The sequence below is a fragment of the Streptomyces globosus genome, assembly GCF_003325375.1.
Classification (GTDB): domain Bacteria; phylum Actinomycetota; class Actinomycetes; order Streptomycetales; family Streptomycetaceae; genus Streptomyces; species Streptomyces globosus_A.
Genome location: NZ_CP030862.1, coordinates 2,394,479 through 2,412,766 on the forward strand (window position 1 = coordinate 2,394,479; position 18,288 = coordinate 2,412,766).

Consider the following 18,288-nt stretch of genomic DNA (forward strand, 5'->3'; position numbering starts at 1 on the left):
GGATGTCCCTGCCCACGATACGGCCCTACCCGCTCCCGGCGGCCGCCGACCTGCCCGCAGGGCGGGTGGAGTGGCTGCCCGAGCCGGGCCGTGCGGCCCTGCTCGTCCACGACATGCAGCGCTACTTCCTCGCACCGTACGCCGGGGCGCCGGTGCCCGAGGTGACGGCGAACATCGCGCGGCTCGCCGCACACGCCCGCGCGCAAGGGGTCCCGGTGTTCTACACCGCCCAGCCCGGCCGGCAGGCGCCTGCGGACCGGGGCCTGCTCACCGAGTTCTGGGGCGACGGCATCGGCGCGGTCATCGACGCGGACCCGGAGGCCGCGGACATCGTGCCCGCACTCGCCCCGGCCGAGGCCGACACCGTCCTGGCCAAGTGGCGCTACAGCGCGTTCCAGCGCAGCACGTTCGCCGAACAGCTCTCGGCGCTGGGCCGCGACCAGCTCCTCGTCACCGGGGTCTACGCGCACATCGGCTGCCAGGCCACCGCGGTCGAGGCGTTCATGCGCGACATCCAGCCCTTCCTCGTCGCCGACGCTGTCGCCGACTTCTCCCGCGAACGCCACGACCAGGCGTGCGCGTACGTCGCCCAGCGCTGCGGCGTCGTCACCACCACGGCGGACGCGCTGGCCGCGCTGGCCGCCCCGGTCCCCGCGGGAGCCGGGCGATGAGCCGGGACTTCACGCTTGACGGCGTCAGGGCCGACGTGGCGGGACTGCTGGGCTGTGAGCCCGCCGAGATCGGGCCCGAGGACAACCTCTTCGACCACGGCCTGGACTCGATGCGGACGATGGTGCTCGTGGAGCGCTGGCGTGCTGCCGGAGCGGAGTCGCTGGAGTTCCCCGACCTGGCGGAGCGGCCGGAACTGGCGCACTGGCTGGCCCTCCTGACGGGAGGCCAGGCATGACCAGGGCCGACCACCGGCACCGGCACCTGGAGCGGATGGCGGAGGTCCGGGCGGGCCGCCACGCCGAGAAGGTGGGCTACCCGATCCGCGTCCGGAAGGCGGAGGTCGTCCGCACCGCCATGGTCGGCGCCGGCCTGCTGCGGGTGACGCTCGGCGGCAGGGGCGCCGCGGGCTTCGAGGCCCACGCGCCGGACGAGCACGTCAAGCTGCTCTTCCCGGAGCCGGACGGCTCGCTGCGGCTGCCCGAGCAGAACGGCACGGTGCTGGCGTGGCCGCGGCCCGCCCCCACCTCGCGCGAGTACACCGTGCGGCGCCACGACCCGGTGGCGGGCGAGATCGACATCGACTTCGCCCTGCACGGGAACGGCCTCGCGTCGGACTGGGCGCGCGCGGCCCGTCCGGGCGCCGTCGTGCACGTCGCGGGACCGCCCGGCGGGCTGGTCGTCCCCGACGCCTACGACCGCTACGTGCTGGCGGGCGACATCACGGCACTGCCCGCGATCGCCCGCCGGCTGGAGGAGCTGCCGAGGACCGCCAGGGGCTGGGCGTTCCTCGAAGTCGCGGACGCGGAGGAGGAGATCGAGCTCTCCGCACCCGACGGCTTCGAGGTGCACTGGCTGCACCGCGGCGGCCGGCCCGCGGGCACCGGCGACGCCCTGGCGCGGGCTGTGACCGCGCTGGCCGTGCCCGTGGGCGAGCGGGTGTTCGTCTGGGCCGCGGGGGAGGCCGGCCAGCTCAAGCCGCTGCGCCGCTGGGCCCGCGACGACCTGCGGCTGGACAGGGCCGACCAGGACATCACCGGCTACTGGAAGCGCGGGGTCGCCGACTACGACGACGACCACTGACCAGCCGTGTACCCCCCACCCCTAGAGATCAACTAAGGTTAGGCTTACCTAACCTCAAGGAGCTTTCGCATGTCCGTACGCAGATCCTCCGGCCTGATCGGCGCCCTGGCCCTCGCCCTGGCCCTGACCGGATGCGGCTCGTCGGGGAACGCAGCCGACCCGGCCGGCAGGGCCGGCGCCGAGAACCGGACCCGGGTGTTCGCCGCCGACAACGGGAAGATCACGATCCCCGCCGCCCCGAAGCGCGTCGTGGCCACCGGCTACGCCGTGCCCGCCCTGATCGAGGCCGGTGCGCCCCTGGTCGGGATCTCCACGTGGAAGCGCGGGGAGCCGATGATGGGCAAGGAGGCGCTGGCCGCCTACAACAAGCTGCCCAAGGTGGCGGGCGAGCAGGCCACCGAGACCAACTACGAGGCCGTCGCCGCGGCCGAACCGGACCTCATCGTCATCGGCGTCCCCGCCCCCGTCCTGGGCGACATCGACGTCAAGCGGCTGGAGTCGATCGCCCCCGTCGTCGCCATCGGCCCCACCGTGCCGTCCGCGTGGCGCGACCTCTCGCGCAGGCAGGCCGACGCCGCCGGCGCACTCAAGCAGTTCGACACCGTGCAGGCCGCGTACGAGGCCAAGGCCGCCGAACTGGCCAAGAAGTACAAGGACGCGCTGGCCCCGCTCAAGTTCGGCCACGTCGGCTCGTACGGCGAGGCCGCCAAGGGCACCTTCCAGCGCGAGTTCAGCGGCTCGTGGGGCACCAACGTCGCCGAGAACATCGGCGCCTCCTACTACGGCCAGGTCAAGAAGCCCGGTCCCGGCTCCAAGGGGGTCAGCGAGTACCCCTCCCTGGAGGAGCTGCCCGCCTCCCTCGGCGCAGCGGACGCCGTCACCTACTCCGTCAAGGCCGACGGCAGCCTGCCCGAGTCGGTGAAGTACGTCATGGAATCCGAGCTGTGGAAGAACCTGCCCGCCGTCAAGGCCGGGAAGGCCTTCCCGATCCGCCACACCGAAGCCGCCACCTACGGGCAGGCCGTCCAGACCCTGGAGGCAATCGACACGGCGTTCGCGCCCCTGCTGAAGCAGTGACGCCCGCAGGCCGCGCGTCCCGGGCCGGATCCGTGCGGCCCGCGCCGCAGGCCGCTCTGCTGGCCGGCGGACTGCTGCTGCTGGCAGTGGTCGCCGTGCTCAGCACCGGCGTCGGTGCCCGCCCGGTCCCGCCCGCCGAGGTCGTACGGGCGCTGGTGGACTTCCAGGGCACCGACGACCACGTGATCGTCCGGAACGTCCGGGCGCCCCGCGCCCTGCTGGCCGTCGCCGTGGGCGCGGCGCTGGCGGTGGCGGGCGCCCTGATCCAGACGCTGGCCCGCAACCCGCTGGCCGAGCCCGGCATCCTCGGGGTCACCGCGGGCGCCGGGTTCGCCGTCACCGTCGGCTCGGCCCTCGGCCTGGCCGCCGGGCAGGCCGGCCAGCTCGGCTTCGCCATCGCCGGCTCGGTGTGCGCGGCCCTCCTGGTCGCCGCGATCGGGCGTACCTCGCCGCTGCGCCTGGTCCTCGCCGGCGTGGCCCTCACCGCGGTGCTCAGCGGCGTCGCCCTCGGCATGAGGCTCATGCTCCCCGACGTCTTCGACGTCTACCGCTTCTGGTCCGTCGGCTCGCTGGCGGCCCGCGAACAGGCGCCCCTGGCACTGCCGCTGGCCGCCATCGGGGCGTGCCTGCTCGGGGCGCTGCTGCTGAGCCGCTCCCTCGACGCCCTCACGCTGGGCGAGAGCGTGGCGCACACACTGGGCGCCGGCGTCACCCGGGTGCGGACCGCGACGCTGGTGCTGATCACCGTCCTCACCGGGGCGGCGACCGCGGTGGCCGGGCCGATCCTCTTCATCGGGCTGGTCGTGCCGCACCTGGTCCGCAGAGCGGCGGCCGGCTCCGCGCTGTGGCTGCTGCTCCACGCGATGGTCCTGGGACCGGTCCTGCTGCTGCTCGCCGACATCGGATCGCGGGTCCTGCTGCCCACCGGCGAGGTGCCGGTGGCCATCGTCACCGCATTCCTCGGCGGCCCCGTGCTGATCCGCTCCGTCCGCCGCCACGGGGAGGGATCACTGTGAACATCCTCGGACTGCACGCCGAACGCCGCACGGTCGCGCTCGCGGCGGTGCTGGCCGCCACCGGGCTCGGCCTGGCCCTGCTCGGGCTCTGCCACGGCGCGTCCTGGTCCTCACCGGGCAGGGTGTTCGCCGCACTCACCGGTGCGGAGCGCTCCGTGGTGATCACGGAGTGGCGGCTGCCGCGCGTCACGGCGGGCCTGGTCTTCGGGGCGGCGCTCGGCCTCGCCGGGGCGATCTTCCAGAACCTCACCCGCAACCCGATGGGCAGCCCCGACGTGATCGGCCTCGACGCGGGCGCCTACACCGGCGCCCTGGTCGCCCTCACCGTGCTGTCCGGCACATCCGCGCAGCTCGCCGCCGGCTCGGTGCTCGGCGGGCTCGCCACCGCCGCAGCGATCTACCTCCTCTCCTTCGACCGGGGCTTCTCGGGGCTGCGGCTGGTGGTGATCGGCATCGCGGTCAACGCGATGGTGACCGCCGTCAACTCGTGGATCGTGCTGCGCGCCGAACTGGAGGTGGCGATCGCCGCGGTCGGCTGGAGCGCCGGCTCCCTCAACGGCATCGGCTGGCCCGACCTCCGGATCCCGTTCGCCGTCATCGCCGTGCTGACGGCCCTCATCGCCTCCCGCGCCCACGCCATGCACCAGGCGGCGCTCGGCGACGCGGTCGCCGCCGCCACCGGGGTGCGGCTCGACCGGCTGCGGCTGCTGATGGTGCTGGCCGGAGTCGGCTGCACCGCCACGGTGACCGCGGTGGCCGGACCGATCGCCTTCATCGCCCTCGCCGCCCCGCAGATCGGCCGCCGGCTCACCGGAGCGGCCGGCGTGCCCCTGCTCCCCGCCGCGCTGACCGGTGCGGTGCTCCTCCAAGGCGCCGACCTGCTCGCCCGGATGCTGCTGGCGCCCGTCGCGCTGCCCGTCGGCGTCGTGAGCACCGCGATCGGCGGCTGCTACCTGATCTGGCTGCTGGCCAAGGAAGTGAGACGAACGTGACCGCACGCCTGACCGCGCGGGAGATCACCCTGCGCCACGGCGACCGGGTGGTCTCCACCGGCCTCAGCCTCGACGTCCCCGACGGTGCGTTCACCGCCATCGTGGGCCCCAACGCCTGCGGGAAGTCGACCCTGCTGCGCGCCCTCGTCCGGCTGCTGCGCCCCACCGCCGGCCACGTACACCTCGACGGACGGGACGTAGGGCGGTACCCGCCGAAGGCACTCGCCAAGCAGCTCGGCTTCCTGCCGCAGGACCCCCAGGCCCCCGAAGACATCAAGGTCAGACAGCTCGTACGCCGAGGCAGGTTCCCCCACCAGCCGCTCCTGGCGCTGTGGTCGCAGGGCGACGAGGAGGCGGTCGCCGACGCGATGGCCGCCGCCGGCGTCGCCGACCTGGCGGAGCGGCCCGTGCAGCAACTCTCCGGCGGGCAGCGGCAACGGGTCTGGATGGCCATGGTGCTCGCCCAGCGGACGCCCTGCCTGCTGCTCGACGAACCCACCTCCTTCCTCGACATCACCCACCAGTACCAGCTCCTCGGCCTGCTGGCCGGGCTGCGCGACGAGGGACGCACCGTGATCGCCGTCCTCCACGACATCAACCAGGCCTGCCGGTTCGCCGACCACCTGGTCGCCATGAAGGACGGGCGGGTGGTCGCCGAGGGCGCCCCCGCCGACATCGTGGACGCAGCGCTGATCAAGGACGTGTTCGACCTGCCGAGCGTCATCATCCCCGACCCGGTGACCGCCACGCCGATGGTCGTCCCCACCCTGCAAGGAGAGTAAGTGACCACCGCACGCGTGTCCCCGGACGGCCTGCACGCACTGACCAGTGCCCAGCTGGGCATCTGGAACGCCCAGCGCCTCGAACCCGACTCGCCGTACTACCTCGTCGGCGACGTCGTGGAGATATCCGGCGCGGACCCCGTCGACGCCGACGCCCTCGCCGAGGCGGTCCGCGCCACCACGGAGGAGGCCGAAAGCCTCCGGCTGCGCTTCCACGACACCCCGGACGGCCCGCGCCAGACGATCAGCGGCGAACCGGTCCTGCCGCCCCGCATCGCCGACGTCAGCGGCGAAGCCGACCCCAGGGCGGCAGCCCACGCACTCGTCGACGCCGAACGGGCCCGGGCCGCCGGGCAGTGCCGGGGCATGGTGGACCGGCCGCTGTACACGCGGACCGTCATCAGGCTCTCCGAGCGCGAGGTCTGGTACACGCAGCTCGGCCACCACCTCGTCTTCGACGGCTACACCGCCGCGATGCTCGCCCGCCGCACCGCCGCCCGCTACACCGCCCTCGTACGCGGCACCGAGGCGCCGCCGTCCCCCTTCGGCCGCTTCGCCGACCTCCTCGCCGCCGACCGGGCCTACCGGGACAGCGACAAGTCCGCCGAGGACCGCGCGTACTGGGTCGAGCGCTTCACCCCGCTCCCCGACCTCGGGCCCCTCGGCGACCCCGACACCGCCGCCGGTCCGCCCGAGCACACCCTGACCGCCCGCACCGTCGTCACCCCCGAAGAGACCGCCCGCCTCCGCGCGTTCGCCGACCGGGAGGGCGTCACCTGGGGCGAGGCGCTGATCGCCTGCTACGCCGCGTACCTGCACCGCGCGCTGGGCCGCACCGACGTGGTGTTCGCGCTGCCGCTGATGTGCCGGACCGGCTCCGCCGAACTGCGCACCCCCGCCATGGCCGTCAACGTGCTGCCGCTGCGGGTCGCCGTCCACCCCGGCGACCGCCTGGGGGAGTTGAGCCGCAGCGTCGCCTCCGCCATGCGGGAGATGCGCGACCACCAGCGCTACCGCGGCGAGGACCTGCCGCGCGACCTCGGCGCGCCCGGCGCCGGCGCCCTCCTGCACGGACGCGGCATCAACCTCAAGGCGTTCGACCTGGCGATCGACTTCGCCGGCGCCACCGGCGTGATGCGCAACGTCGCCGGAGGCCCGCCCGAGGACATGGGGCTGAGCGTGTTGCCGACGCGCGACGGCGGGCTGCTGCTCGGCTTCGAGGTCGACGCCCGCAGCACCGACCAGGCCGCCGTCGACGGCAGACTGGCCGGCCTGCGCACCCTGCTGGCCGACCTGGTCGACGGCCGCCCCGTGGGCCGGATCGCCCTCGCCGGCGACGTCGACCGCCTCCTCGCCGACTGGTCGCCGCGTGCCCTGCCCGGCACCCCCCTGGACGTCCCCACCGCCTTCGACGCCATGGCCGCCGCCGACCCCGCGCGCACCGCGCTGGTGTGCGGTGCGGACCGGCTGTCCGCCGGGGAGCTCGCGGACCGCGTACACCGGCTCGCCCGCGCCCTCCGGGCCCGCGGGATCGGCCCCGGCGACGTCGTGGCCCTCGCCCTGCCGCGCTCTGCCGACCTGGTGGCCGCCCTCCTCGCCGTGATGGACGCCGGAGCCGCCTTCCTGCCGCTGGACGCCGCGTACCCGCAGGAGCGGCTGCGCGCGCTCCTCGACGACACCCGCCCCGCGCTCGTCCTCACCGACGGATCCGTCGCCGGCCTGCCCTGGGACTCCTTCGTCCGCGAGGCCGCCGGACTTCCCGGCACCCCTCTGACGGCAGGTGAACTGGCCGAACCCCGGCACCCCGACCACCTCGCCTACGTCATCCACACCTCCGGCTCCACCGGACGCCCCAAGGGGGTGCTCGGCCGGGTCGGCGGACTCGCCGCACTCCTGCACCACCAGCGGGCGACCGTCGTCGCGGAGGCTGAACGCGCCGCCGGCAGGCGGCTGCGCGCCGCCCACACCTACTCGTTCGCCTTCGACTCCGCGTTCGAGCACCTGGTCTGGCTGCTCTGCGGGCACGAACTGCACGTCTACGACGCCGAGACGACCCGCGACGCCGACGCACTCCTCGCCGCCTGCGCCCGCGACGGCATCGACATCATCGACACCACCCCGTCGATGGCCGCACCCCTGCTGGACGGCGGACTGCTCGACCTCCGCCCCACCCTGCTCGTCCTCGGCGGAGAGGCGACACCGCCCGCGCTGTGGCGCCGCATCGCCGGATCCGGGACCGCCGCGCGCAACATGTACGGGCCGACCGAGGCATCCGTCACCAGCAGCTCCGCGCGGATCGACGGCGACACCCCGACGATCGGCCACCCGCTCGCCGGCACCCGGACCTACCTGCTCGACAGCGCCCTGCAACCGGTGCCGCACGGCACCGCGGGCGAGCTGTACCTGGCCGGACCGCACCTGGCCCGCGGCTACCTCGGCCGGCCCGGCGCGACCGCCGAACGCTTCGTCGCCGACCCGTTCGGCTCACCCGGCGACCGCATGTACCGCACGGGCGACCTGGCGCGCTGGGTGCCCGGCCGCGGCCTGGAGTACCTGGGCCGCAGCGACGGACAGGTCAAGATCCGCGGCCACCGCGTCGAGACCGGGGAAGTGGAGGCCGCACTCGGCGCGGTACCCGGCGTCACCGCGGCCGCCGCCGCCGTCCGCTCCTCGCGGCTGGTCGGCTACGTCGTGTCCGCCTCCGCCACCCCGGAGGCGGTGCGCGCCCACCTGGCCGAGCGGCTCCCCGACCACCTGGTGCCCGCCGCCGTGGTGGTGCTCGACGCGCTGCCGCTCACCCCCAACGGCAAGCTCGACCGCGCCGCCCTTCCCGCACCCGCGGCGACCGGCGGCGGCCGCGAGCCCCGCACCGAGCGGGAGCGCCTGCTGTGCGGGGTCCTCGCCGAGGTGCTCGACATCGAGCGGGTCGGCGTGGACGACGACTACTTCGCCCTCGGCGGCGACAGCATCACCGCGATCACCGTCAGCAGCAGGCTGCGGGCCAAGGGCCTGGTGCTGCGGCCGCGGGACCTCCTGGCACGCCGCAGCCTCGCCGCCCTGGCCGCCTCCGCCGTGCCGGTGGACGACGCGGCCGAGCCGGCGGACGAGCCGACCGGACCGGTGCCGGCGCCGCCGATCGTGCGCGGCCTGCTCGACCCGCACCCCGACGTGGACACCGTCGCCGGCTACGCGCAGTGGACGGCCCTGCGCGTCGACACGCTCGCCCTCGACGACCTCGCCACGGGCGTGCAGACCGTGCTCGACCACCATGACGCGCTGCGGCTGCGGGTCGGCGGCGACGGACTGGAGGTACTGCCGAAGCAGGCCGTGAAGGCCGACGTCCGCGAAGTCCCCGGCACCGACCCGACCGCCCTCGCGGAGCGCCTCGCCGAGGAGCTCGACCCCCGCACCGGCGACCTGGTGCGGGCTGCGCTGCTGCGCACCGGCGACGGCACGGCGGACCGCCTGGTCGTCGTCGTCCACCACCTCGCCATGGACGGCGTGTCCTGGCGGGTGCTCCTGCCCGACCTCCAGACGGCCTGCACGGGCGGCAGCCTCGCCCCCGTCGGGGCGTCATGGCGGCGGCACGCAGCACTCCTCGCCGAACAGGGCAGGACCGGAGCACGGCGGGACGAGCTCGACCACTGGCGGACCGCGCTCGACTCCGCCGTACGGCTGGGCGCCCGCCCGCTCGACCAGGAGCGGGACACCGTGTCCACCGCCCACCGGTCCGTCACCCTCGCCACGGCCGAGGCCACCGAGGCTGTGCTGACGACCCTGCCCGCCGCCTACCGGGCAGGCGCCGACGAGGTGCTGCTGGCAGCGCTCGTACTGGCCCTGCGCGCGTGGGGCCCGGCCGGCGAGGCGGTGGCCGTCACCATGGAGGGCCACGGCCGCGAACACCTCGACCTGTCCCGTACGGTCGGCTGGTTCACCAGCGAGTACCCGGTCCGCGTCCCCACGGCCGGCGACGTGCGGCAGGTGCTGCGCGCGGCCAAGGAGGCCAAGCGGGGCGTCCCCGACGGCGGCCTCGGCTACGGCGTCCTGCGCTCCCTCGACCCGGTGGCCGGCCCCGAGCTGTCCGCCACCCCGCCGCCGGACGTGCTGCTCAACTACCTCGGCCGGTTCGCCCCCCTGCCCGGCACGGGCTGGCAGCTGCCCGAGCAGGACGCCTTCTCGGTGACCGAACCCGGCGCCAAGGCCCTGGAACAGGTCCTGGCCCTGAACTGCTTCGTCCACGAGGGGGGCGCGCCCCGGCTCGCCGTTGAGTGGACCGCCGCGACCGGGGTGCTCGGCACCGAAGCGGTCGCGGCGCTGCAGACGGCCTGGGACGCGGCACTGGAGGCGCTCGCCGCCCACGCGCGCGACACCGCGGGCGGCCTCACCCCGTCGGACCTGCCGCTCGTCGACCTCGACCAGGCCGCCATCGACGCGCTCGAAGGCGCCGCCGCCGGACCGGTCGCCGACGTCCTGCCCGCCACCCCGCTCCAGGTCGGACTCTCCTTCCACACCCAGGTCCGCGACGACCGCGACACCGACGTCTACGTCGTCCAGGCCGTGACCACCCTGGTCGGCGAACTCGACCCCGACCGGATGGCCGAGGCCGCCCGCGAACTGCTGCGCCGCCACCCCGCCCTGCGCGTGTACCTCGCCCAGGCCGGCGACGACGTGGTGCAGGTGGTGCCCGCCGGCACCCTCCTGGAGTGGCGGTGCGACGACCGCTTCCCCGAGGCCGCCCGCGCCGAACTGGAGCGCCCCTTCGACCCGGCCAGACCGCCGCTGATCCGCTTCCTGCTCTCCCGGACCGGCCCGGCCGAGCACAAGCTGGTGATCACCAACCACCACGCCCTGCTCGACGGCTGGTCGATGCCGCTGGTCGGCCGCACCCTGCTCGCCCTCTACGCCGAACTCGGCGGCGGCCCCGCCGCACCCGCGGCCCCGCTGCTGGCGGAGTACTTCCGGTGGCTGGCAGGCCGGGACCACCCCGCGTCCCTGGACGCGTGGCGGGACGCCCTGGCCGGACTCGACGACGCGACGCGCCTGGCACCGGCGGGCACCGGCACCGGCGTCGAGCGGCCCGGCCGCGTGACGCTCGCGCTGGGCCGGGAGTTCAGCGACCGGCTGCGCACCTTCGCCCGCGAGCAGGGCGTCACCCTGACCACGGTGCTCCAGACCGCCTGGGGCCTGCTCCTGGGCAGGCTCACCGGGAGCCGGGACGTCGTCTTCGGCTGCCCGGTGTCCGGGCGGCCCTCCGAGGTCGACGGCGTCGAGTCGATGATCGGCCAGCTCGGCACCACCATCCCGGTCCGCGTCCGGCACACCCAGGACCAGACCGCGCGGGACCTCCTGGCGGACGTGCACGCCGACAGCGTCGCCCTCGCGGAGCACCACCACGTCGGACTCCCCGGGATCCAGCGGGCAGCGGGCCTCGGCGAACTCTTCGACACCATGCTGGTGGTGGAGAACTTCCCGCTGTCCAGCCGGAAGCGCACCCCGCTCGCCCCGGGCCTGGAACTGGCCGCAGTGGACATCACCGACGCCACCCACTACGCGCTGACCGTGATCGTGATCCCCGAAGACGAGATCACCATCGGCCTCGGCTACCAGCCGCGCGCCTTCGCCGAGGCGACCGTGCGCGACTACGGCCGCTGGCTGCACAACCTGCTGCGGGAGATCGTCGACGACCCGGTGCGGCCCGCCGTCCGGCTGCCCGCCCTCGGCCCCGACGAGCGCGAGCGGATGCTCCGTACCGGCACGGAGGCCGTGCCCGCCAGGCAACGCGGGCACTGGCTGGACGAGTTCGCCGGCTGGGTGCGCCGCAAGCCCGACGCGGAAGCCCTGGTCTGCCGCGACCGCAGCCTCAGCTATGCCGAACTGGACCGGCAGGCCAACCGGCTGGCCCACGCGCTCATCGAGCGCGGGGTGCGGCCCCAGGACCCGGTGGCGGTCCTGCTGGGCCGCGACGTCGAGATGACCGTTGCGCTGTTCGGCGTGGCCAAGGCCGGTGCCGTGTACGTGCCGATGGACGCCGCCTACCCCCGGGACCGGCTCGCCTACATGTTCGACGACATCGCGCCGGCCGCCGTCGTGACGACCGGGGCCGAACTGCCCGTCGAGCGCGACCTACCGGTACTCAGGCTGGACGAACCGGCCACGCTCGCCTCCGCACCGGACACCGACCCGGCCGGGGCGCGCGCCGCTCTCACCGACGACTCCCTCGCGTACGTCATTTACACCTCCGGCACCACCGGGCGGCCCAAGGGAGTCGGGCTCACCCACCGCGGCGTGCCCGACCTGGTCGCCCTCCAGGAGGAGGTCGTCGGCGTCACCGAGCACGACCGCTACCTGCACTTCGCGTCGACCGGCTTCGACGTCGCGTTCTGGCAGACCATGGTGCCGCTGCTGTCGGGCGGCACGTCCGTGATCGCCCCCGAGGAGGTGCGCGTACCCGGCGACGAACTGCTCGACTACATCGCCGAGCACCGCGTGACCGGAGTGAACCTGCTGCCGTCGTTCCTGGCCGCCATGCCCGACGACCGCACGGTCCACCCCGACGTGTTCTTCGTCGTCGGAGCCGAGCGCCTCGACCCCGGCCTGGCGCGGCGCTGGGGCACCGGCCGCAGGGCGCTCTTCAACGCCTACGGGCCCACCGAGGCCACCATCAACGCCGTGACCTGGCGGTACGACCCCGACGAGGACGACGGCGCCGGTCCGCTGCCCATCGGCCGCCCCGACCCCAACGTCCGCGCCTACGTGCTCGACGGCGGGCTCCAGCCGGTCGGCACCGGCGTGACGGGCGAGCTCTACCTCGCCGGGCCGAGCCTGGCCCGCGGCTACCTCGGCCGCCCCGCCCTGACCGCCGCGGCCTTCGTCGCCGACCCGTACGGCCCGCCCGGCGAGCGGATGTACCGCACCGGCGACCGCGTACGGTGGCGGGCGGACGGGCAGCTCGTGTTCCTCGGCCGAGTCGACCACCAGGTCAAGATCCGCGGCTTCCGCGTCGAGTTGGGCGAGATCGAATCCGCCCTGACCCGCCACCCCGACGTCCGCGCCGCCGCGGTGATCGTGCGCGACGGCAGGCTCGTCGGATACGCCATCCCGACCGACGGCGCCGCCCCCGACACCGCACAGCTGCGCGCCCACCTGGCCGCGGAGCTGCCCGACCACATGGTCCCCGCCGCCCTCGCCACCCTCGACCGGCTGCCGCTGACCCCCGGCGGAAAGCTCGACACCGCCGCGCTGCCGGACCCGCAGACCGCCGCCGCGGCGCGGCGCGAACCCGCCACCGGGGCCGAGGCGGTGCTGCTCGACGTGTTCCGGGACATCCTCGGAGCCGACGCCATCGGACCCGACGACGACTTCTTCGCCATCGGCGGCGACAGCATCGTGGCCCTTCAGGTGGTGTCCCGGGCCCGCCGCCGCGGTCTCGGCCTGACCGCCCGCGACGTGTTCGGGGGAGTGACCGTCGCCGGGATCGCGGCGCTGGCCCGCACCCTCGGCGACGGCGGGGCTCCCGCCGTCGGCGACGCCCCGCTGACGCCGGTCATGCACGACCTGCTGCACCGCGCCGGCACCGCCGCGGACGGCTTCTGCCAGTGGGTGGAGCTCTGCGTGCCCCCGGGCGGCGACGAGGCCGCCTGGGAGGCCGTGATCGACGCCGTCCTGGCCCGGCACGACGTGCTGCGCGCCCGCCTGGCCGACGGCGACACCGTGCTGCGCATCCCTCCCGCCGGCGCCGTGACGGCAGCCGACGTGCTGACCCGCATACCGGCCGACGACGAGCCGCGGTCCCGGATCGACGCCTGGACCGCCCGGGCCCGCGACACGATGGACCCGCGCACCGGCCCGCTGCTGCGCGCCCTGTGGGTCGACGCCGGTCCCGCCCGGCCGGGCAGGCTCGTCCTGCTCGCCCACCACCTCGTCGCCGACGGCGTGTCCTGGCGCATCCTGCTGGACGACATCCGGCACGCCCACTCCGGCGGCGCGCTGGCCCGGCACGGCCAGTCGTTCCTCGCCTGGGCCCGCTCCCTGCACGAAGCCGACCGGACGGCCGAACTGCCGCACTGGCAGCGGATGACCGCCACGCCGGCGATCGGCCGGCCCCTCGATCCCGCCCGGGACACCGCGGCCACCGCGGCCCACCACGAGATCCGGCTCGACGCCGACGCCACCCGCGCCCTGGTCACGACCCTGCCCGCCGCCCATCGCACCACACCGGACGCCGTGCTGCTCTCGGCGCTCGCCCAGGCGGTCCGGGCCTGGCGCGGCACACGGGAGCTGCTGGTCGCGCTGGAGAGCCACGGGCGCCCGCCGCACGTCGACCTCTCGCAGACCGTCGGCTGGTTCACCGCCGTCCACCCGGTACGGGTCCACGCCGACGACGGCGTCAAGGCCGTCGCGGAGCGGCTGCGCGCCCAGGGCGACGGCCTCGGCCACGGCGTCCTCACCACCGCCGGCCTGCTGGACCCGGTACGGCCGGAGATCGCCTGGAACTACCTCGGGCAGTTCCCCGGCGCCCCGGCCGAGGAGACCCCCTGGCAGGCGCCGCCGGACGCCGACCCGCTCGGCTCGGGCGGCTCCGCCGGGCTTCCCCTGCCGCACAGCCTGATGGTCAACGCCCTGGTACGCGACGACGCGCTGCGGATCCGCGTCACCTGGCCGTCCGCACTGTTCACCGCCGCCGAGATCGAGGACCTGGCCGGGCACCTGAGGACCGCGCTGCTGCGGACCGCCGCCGCGCCGGAGATCCGGGCGCTCGACGGCGGCCGCCGGGCCGCCGAGGTACAACCGCTCACCCCCCTCCAGGAGGTGATGCTGCGGCACTCCCGCACCGAGCGCCCCGACCCGTACACCGTGCAGTCGGCGTTCTCCCTGGCCGGGCCGCTCGACCTCGACGCCCTGCGCGCAGCCGGCGCCGACCTGCTGGCCCGCCACCCCAACCTGGGCGCCGTGTTCCCCGCCGACCTCGCGGTGATCCCCGAGGCGGCCCGGCCGGAGTTCCGCGTGTCCGACGGGCCCGCGGAGGAGGTACTGGCCGCCGACCTCGCCGAGCCGTTCGACCTCGCCCGGGGGCCGCTGTACCGGCTGACCGTGATCCGGCGCGCCCCCGAACGCGCCGACCTGGTCCTGACCAGCCATCACGTCCTCTCCGACGGCTGGTCGGCACCGCGCATCCTCACCGAGCTGTTCGCCCTGTACACCGCACGCCTGAGCGGCGAGGAACCTGGCCTGTCCGCTCCCGTGCCGTTCGCCGACTACCTGCGCTGGCGCGCCGGCCACGAGCCCGCCCTCGCCCCCTGGGCGGCCGAGTTGGACGGTCTGCCCGAGGGGGACTACCTGGGGGCCCGGGAACTCGGGCCCGCCTGGCAGGAGCCCGAGGTCATCGCCTTCGACGCGGCGCTGGTCGCCGAGCTGTCCGAGCTCGCCGCGCAGCGCGGCCTGACCCGGAACACGCTGGTGCAGGGCGCCTGGTCGGTGCTGCTCGCGCGCAGGTCCGGCCGCGACGACGTCTGCTTCGGCGCGATGGTCGCCTGCCGGCCCCCGGAGCTGGAGGGGGTCGAGGAGATCATCGGCCTGCTGGCCAACACCGTCCCGGTACGCGCCCGACTCGCGGGCACCCTCGCCGACGTGCTGCACGACCTGCAGGCCAGGCAGCGGGCACTGGTCGAGCACCACCACGTCGCCCTGGCGGACCTGGAACGGCTGACCGGCCGCAGCAGGCTGTTCGACAGCCTCGTGGTGTTCGAGAACTACCCGGTGGACCCGGACCGGCTGCGCGAACCCGCCCCCGGACTGACCGTCGTCGGCACCCGGTTCCGCGAGGCCACACACCACCCGGTGACCCTGACCGTCATGCCCGACGGCGACGGCTGGACCGGAGTCCTCGCCCGCCGGCCCGGGGCGGACGCCGAGGGCCTCGCCGAGGAACTCCTGGACCTGCTCCGCGCCCTGGGCAGCCGCCTCGACGACGATGTGCGCACCCTCCTGGGGCACCGATGAGCGCGGACGCCGCCCCGCCGGCCGAGCGGGTCGACCGGGGACTGCTGCGGATCGCGTTCATCCTGGTCCTCGGCACCTTCATGGCGACGATCGACGCCACGATCGTCAGCGTCGGGATCGACACCCTGGCCGACGAGTTCGGGGCCGGCGTCGCCGAGGTCCAGTGGATCAGCACCGCCTACCTGCTGGCCGTCGTGGCCGCCGTGCCCGCGTCCGGCTGGCTCGCCGACCGGTTCGGCGGCCGCCGCACCTGGCTCGCCGCGGTGGGGGTGTTCCTGCTCGGCTCGGCGCTGTGCGCGCTCGCCTGGTCGGCGACCAGCCTGACCGTGTTCCGCGTACTCCAGGGCCTCGGCGGCGGGCTGCTGCCCGCCACCGGGCAGGCCCTCCTGGCCCGCGTCGCCGGCCCCGGCCGCACCGGGCGGGTGATCAGCATCGTCGCGGTCGTGCCGCTGCTGTCCCCCGTCCTCGGCCCGCTGGCCGGCGGTTCCCTCCTCGCGGTGGCACCCTGGCCGTGGCTGTTCCTCGTCAACCTGCCCATCGGTGCGGCGGCGGTGGTGCTCGCCCGCCGCCATGTGCCCGACATTCCGCCGTCGGACCGGCGGACCGCCTTCGACCTGCGCGGGGCGCTGCTGCTCTCGCCCGGCCTGGCCGTGCTGGTACTCGGACTGACCGAGGCGGCCCACGGCCGGACCCTCCCGTCCGCGCTCGCCGTGGCGGCAGGCCTGGCGATGCTGGCCGCCTTCACCGTGCACGGGCTGAGGACCCGCCGCACACCGCTCGTCGACCCGCGGCTGTTCGCCCGCCCGCCGTTCGGCGCCGCCGCACTGGCACTCCTGGTCCTGGGCGCGTCGGTCTTCGGGACGACGTTCCTGCTGCCGCTGTACTTCCAGACCGGCCGCGCGCTGTCGCCCTGGGAGGCCGGGCTGCTGCTCGCCCCCCAGGGCCTGGGCGCGGCGGCCGGGTCCGTCCTGGTCAACCGCACCATCGACAAAACCGTCCCGCGGACCCTGGCGGTCTCCGGCATCGCGCTGATCGTCGCCGGCACGCTCCCGTTCACCTGGCTCGGCCACGGACTCCCGGACGCCGCCGTCGCCTCGGCCCTCGTGGTCCGCGGCGTAGGGATGGCGATGGTCGGCGCGCCCGTCATGAACATCGTCTACAGCCGGACCGAGCCCCAGCACCTCCCACGGGCGTCCGGAGCGCTCAACCTGCTCAACACCGTCGGCGGCTCGGTCGGCACCGCGGCTCTCGCCGTGGTCCTCCAGAACCGGCTCGCCGCCCGAGGCCCGGACATCTCCCGGGCGTTCGCCGACACCTTCTGGTGGGTGCTCGGCTTCTGCCTGCTCGCCGCCGCCGGGGCCACCAGGCTGCCCCGTACCCACGTGAGGAAGTCATGACCCGTCCCCTCCCCGCACCGGCCGACGCCGCCGCGGTGCGCCCGCTGCCCACGCCGGCCGATCTCGCCACGGCCCGCCCGCTGCCCACGCCCGCCGAGCTGGCCTCGGCCCACCCCCTGCCCCAGGCGGGCGCCGAAGCCGTCGCCCGGCACCGCGACACCGTCGCCGCCGTCCTCGCCCGCCGGGACCCCCGCCTGCTCGTCGTCGTCGGGCCCTGCTCGGTCCACGACACCGCCGCCGCACTGGAGTACGCGGCGCTGCTCGCCGACGCCGCGGAGCGCCTCGCCGACGACCTGGTCCTCGTCTTCCGCGCCTACCTGGAGAAGCCCCGCACCGTCACTGGCTGGACCGGCCTGCTCACCTCCCCCTCCCTCGACGGCAGGGCCGACCTGGACGGGGGTCTGCGCCTCGGCCGGTCCTTCCTGACGGAGGCGGCCGCCACGGGCCTGCCCCTCGCGTACGAGTTCGTGGATCCCGCCCTCGCCCCGTACGTGGCGGACACGGTGTCGTGGGCCGCCATCGGCGCGCGCACCGTAGCCAGCCAGCCCCACCGCCACCTGGCCTCCTGGCTCCCCATGCCGGTCGGCATGAAGAACTGCGTCTCCGGCAGCACGGACACCGCGATCGCCGCAGTCCAGGCCGCAGCCCACCCGCACACCCTCCCCGGCCTCTCCTCCGACGGCCGCCTCACCACGCTCCGCAGCGCCGGAAACCCCGACGCCCACCTCGTCCTCCGCGGCGGTCCCACCCCGAACCACGACCGGGAGAGCATCGCGAAGGCCCGCTCGGCCCTCGCCGCATCCGGCCTCCCCCGGCGCATCGTGGTCGACGCCTCCCACGGCAACAGCGGCAAGGACCACAACCGCCAGCCGGCCGTGGTCGCCGACCTGGCCGGGCAGATCACCGACGGCGACCCCTCCCTGGCCGGCGTCATGATCGAGTCATACCTGTCCGACGGGAGACAGGACCCCCACGCCCCGCAGCCGCGCCCCGACGTGAGCGTCACCGACTCCTGCCTCGGCTGGTCCCGCACCGTCCCGCTGCTCGAAAGCCTGGCCCTGGCCTCCCACCGCCGGAGCCGGGGCCCGGGCGGGTGGCCGGCGGTGCGCACGGGCGCGGTGCACGTCCCGGACGGCCCGTGACCTGGCATTGCGGCCCCGCTCCCGGCGAACGCCGTTTGGTAGCGTGACGGGTGCCGGCTGACCACCGGCAGGTTCAACCGGGGGGAAAGGCATGTCCTTTGCGTGCAGCGTGCTGCGCGTGCGGTCCTGCC

At 75.3% G+C, this 18,288-nt stretch carries 10 protein-coding genes; all 10 read left to right on the forward strand.

What is annotated here, in order from left to right:
- Positions 1-2: 2 nt before the first annotated feature.
- On the forward strand, positions 3-671 hold the full coding sequence (locus C0216_RS10860) for an isochorismatase family protein (protein ID WP_216827067.1): 669 nt from the start codon (positions 3-5) through the stop codon (positions 669-671).
- Positions 668-907, forward strand: coding sequence for a phosphopantetheine-binding protein (locus tag C0216_RS10865; protein ID WP_114055071.1), 240 nt, complete (start codon positions 668-670; stop codon positions 905-907). Before C0216_RS10860 ends, C0216_RS10865 begins: the two co-directional genes overlap by 4 nt.
- Positions 904-1,752, forward strand: coding sequence for a siderophore-interacting protein (locus C0216_RS10870; RefSeq protein ID WP_114055072.1), 849 nt, complete (start codon positions 904-906; stop codon positions 1,750-1,752). The genes C0216_RS10865 and C0216_RS10870 overlap by 4 nt, the downstream gene beginning before the upstream one ends.
- Positions 1,753-1,821: 69 nt before the next feature.
- Complete coding sequence (locus tag C0216_RS10875) at positions 1,822-2,829, forward strand: ABC transporter substrate-binding protein (RefSeq protein WP_114055073.1); 1,008 nt, start codon at positions 1,822-1,824, stop codon at positions 2,827-2,829.
- Positions 2,826-3,845, forward strand: coding sequence for a FecCD family ABC transporter permease (locus tag C0216_RS10880; protein WP_114055074.1), 1,020 nt, complete (start codon positions 2,826-2,828; stop codon positions 3,843-3,845). The genes C0216_RS10875 and C0216_RS10880 overlap by 4 nt, the downstream gene beginning before the upstream one ends.
- Positions 3,842-4,837, forward strand: a complete 996-nt coding sequence (locus C0216_RS10885) for a FecCD family ABC transporter permease (RefSeq protein WP_114055075.1) — start codon at positions 3,842-3,844, stop codon at positions 4,835-4,837. The genes C0216_RS10880 and C0216_RS10885 overlap by 4 nt, the downstream gene beginning before the upstream one ends.
- Positions 4,834-5,619, forward strand: coding sequence for an ABC transporter ATP-binding protein (locus C0216_RS10890; protein ID WP_114055076.1), 786 nt, complete (start codon positions 4,834-4,836; stop codon positions 5,617-5,619). The genes C0216_RS10885 and C0216_RS10890 overlap by 4 nt, the downstream gene beginning before the upstream one ends.
- Positions 5,620-15,618 (forward strand): non-ribosomal peptide synthetase, encoded by a 9,999-nt coding sequence (locus C0216_RS10895; protein WP_114055077.1) that lies wholly within the window; start codon positions 5,620-5,622, stop codon positions 15,616-15,618. It abuts the gene before it with no gap.
- Positions 15,615-17,015, forward strand: a complete 1,401-nt coding sequence (locus C0216_RS10900) for a DHA2 family efflux MFS transporter permease subunit (RefSeq protein ID WP_114055078.1) — start codon at positions 15,615-15,617, stop codon at positions 17,013-17,015. Before C0216_RS10895 ends, C0216_RS10900 begins: the two co-directional genes overlap by 4 nt.
- Positions 17,012-18,157, forward strand: coding sequence for a 3-deoxy-7-phosphoheptulonate synthase (locus tag C0216_RS10905; RefSeq protein ID WP_114055079.1), 1,146 nt, complete (start codon positions 17,012-17,014; stop codon positions 18,155-18,157). Before C0216_RS10900 ends, C0216_RS10905 begins: the two co-directional genes overlap by 4 nt.
- The last annotated feature ends 131 nt before the right edge of the window (positions 18,158-18,288 follow it).

Bases quoted from the DNA above. Each gene is read 5' to 3' on its own strand.
- C0216_RS10860 (WP_216827067.1), top strand. From the start codon at position 3: ATGTCCCTGCCCACGATACGGCCCTACCCGCTCCCGGCGGCCGCCGAC.
- C0216_RS10865 (WP_114055071.1), top strand. From the start codon at position 668: ATGAGCCGGGACTTCACGCTTGACGGCGTCAGGGCCGACGTGGCGGGA.
- C0216_RS10870 (WP_114055072.1), top strand. From the start codon at position 904: ATGACCAGGGCCGACCACCGGCACCGGCACCTGGAGCGGATGGCGGAG.
- C0216_RS10875 (WP_114055073.1), top strand. From the start codon at position 1,822: ATGTCCGTACGCAGATCCTCCGGCCTGATCGGCGCCCTGGCCCTCGCC.
- C0216_RS10900 (WP_114055078.1), top strand. From the start codon at position 15,615: ATGAGCGCGGACGCCGCCCCGCCGGCCGAGCGGGTCGACCGGGGACTG.
- C0216_RS10905 (WP_114055079.1), top strand. From the start codon at position 17,012: ATGACCCGTCCCCTCCCCGCACCGGCCGACGCCGCCGCGGTGCGCCCG.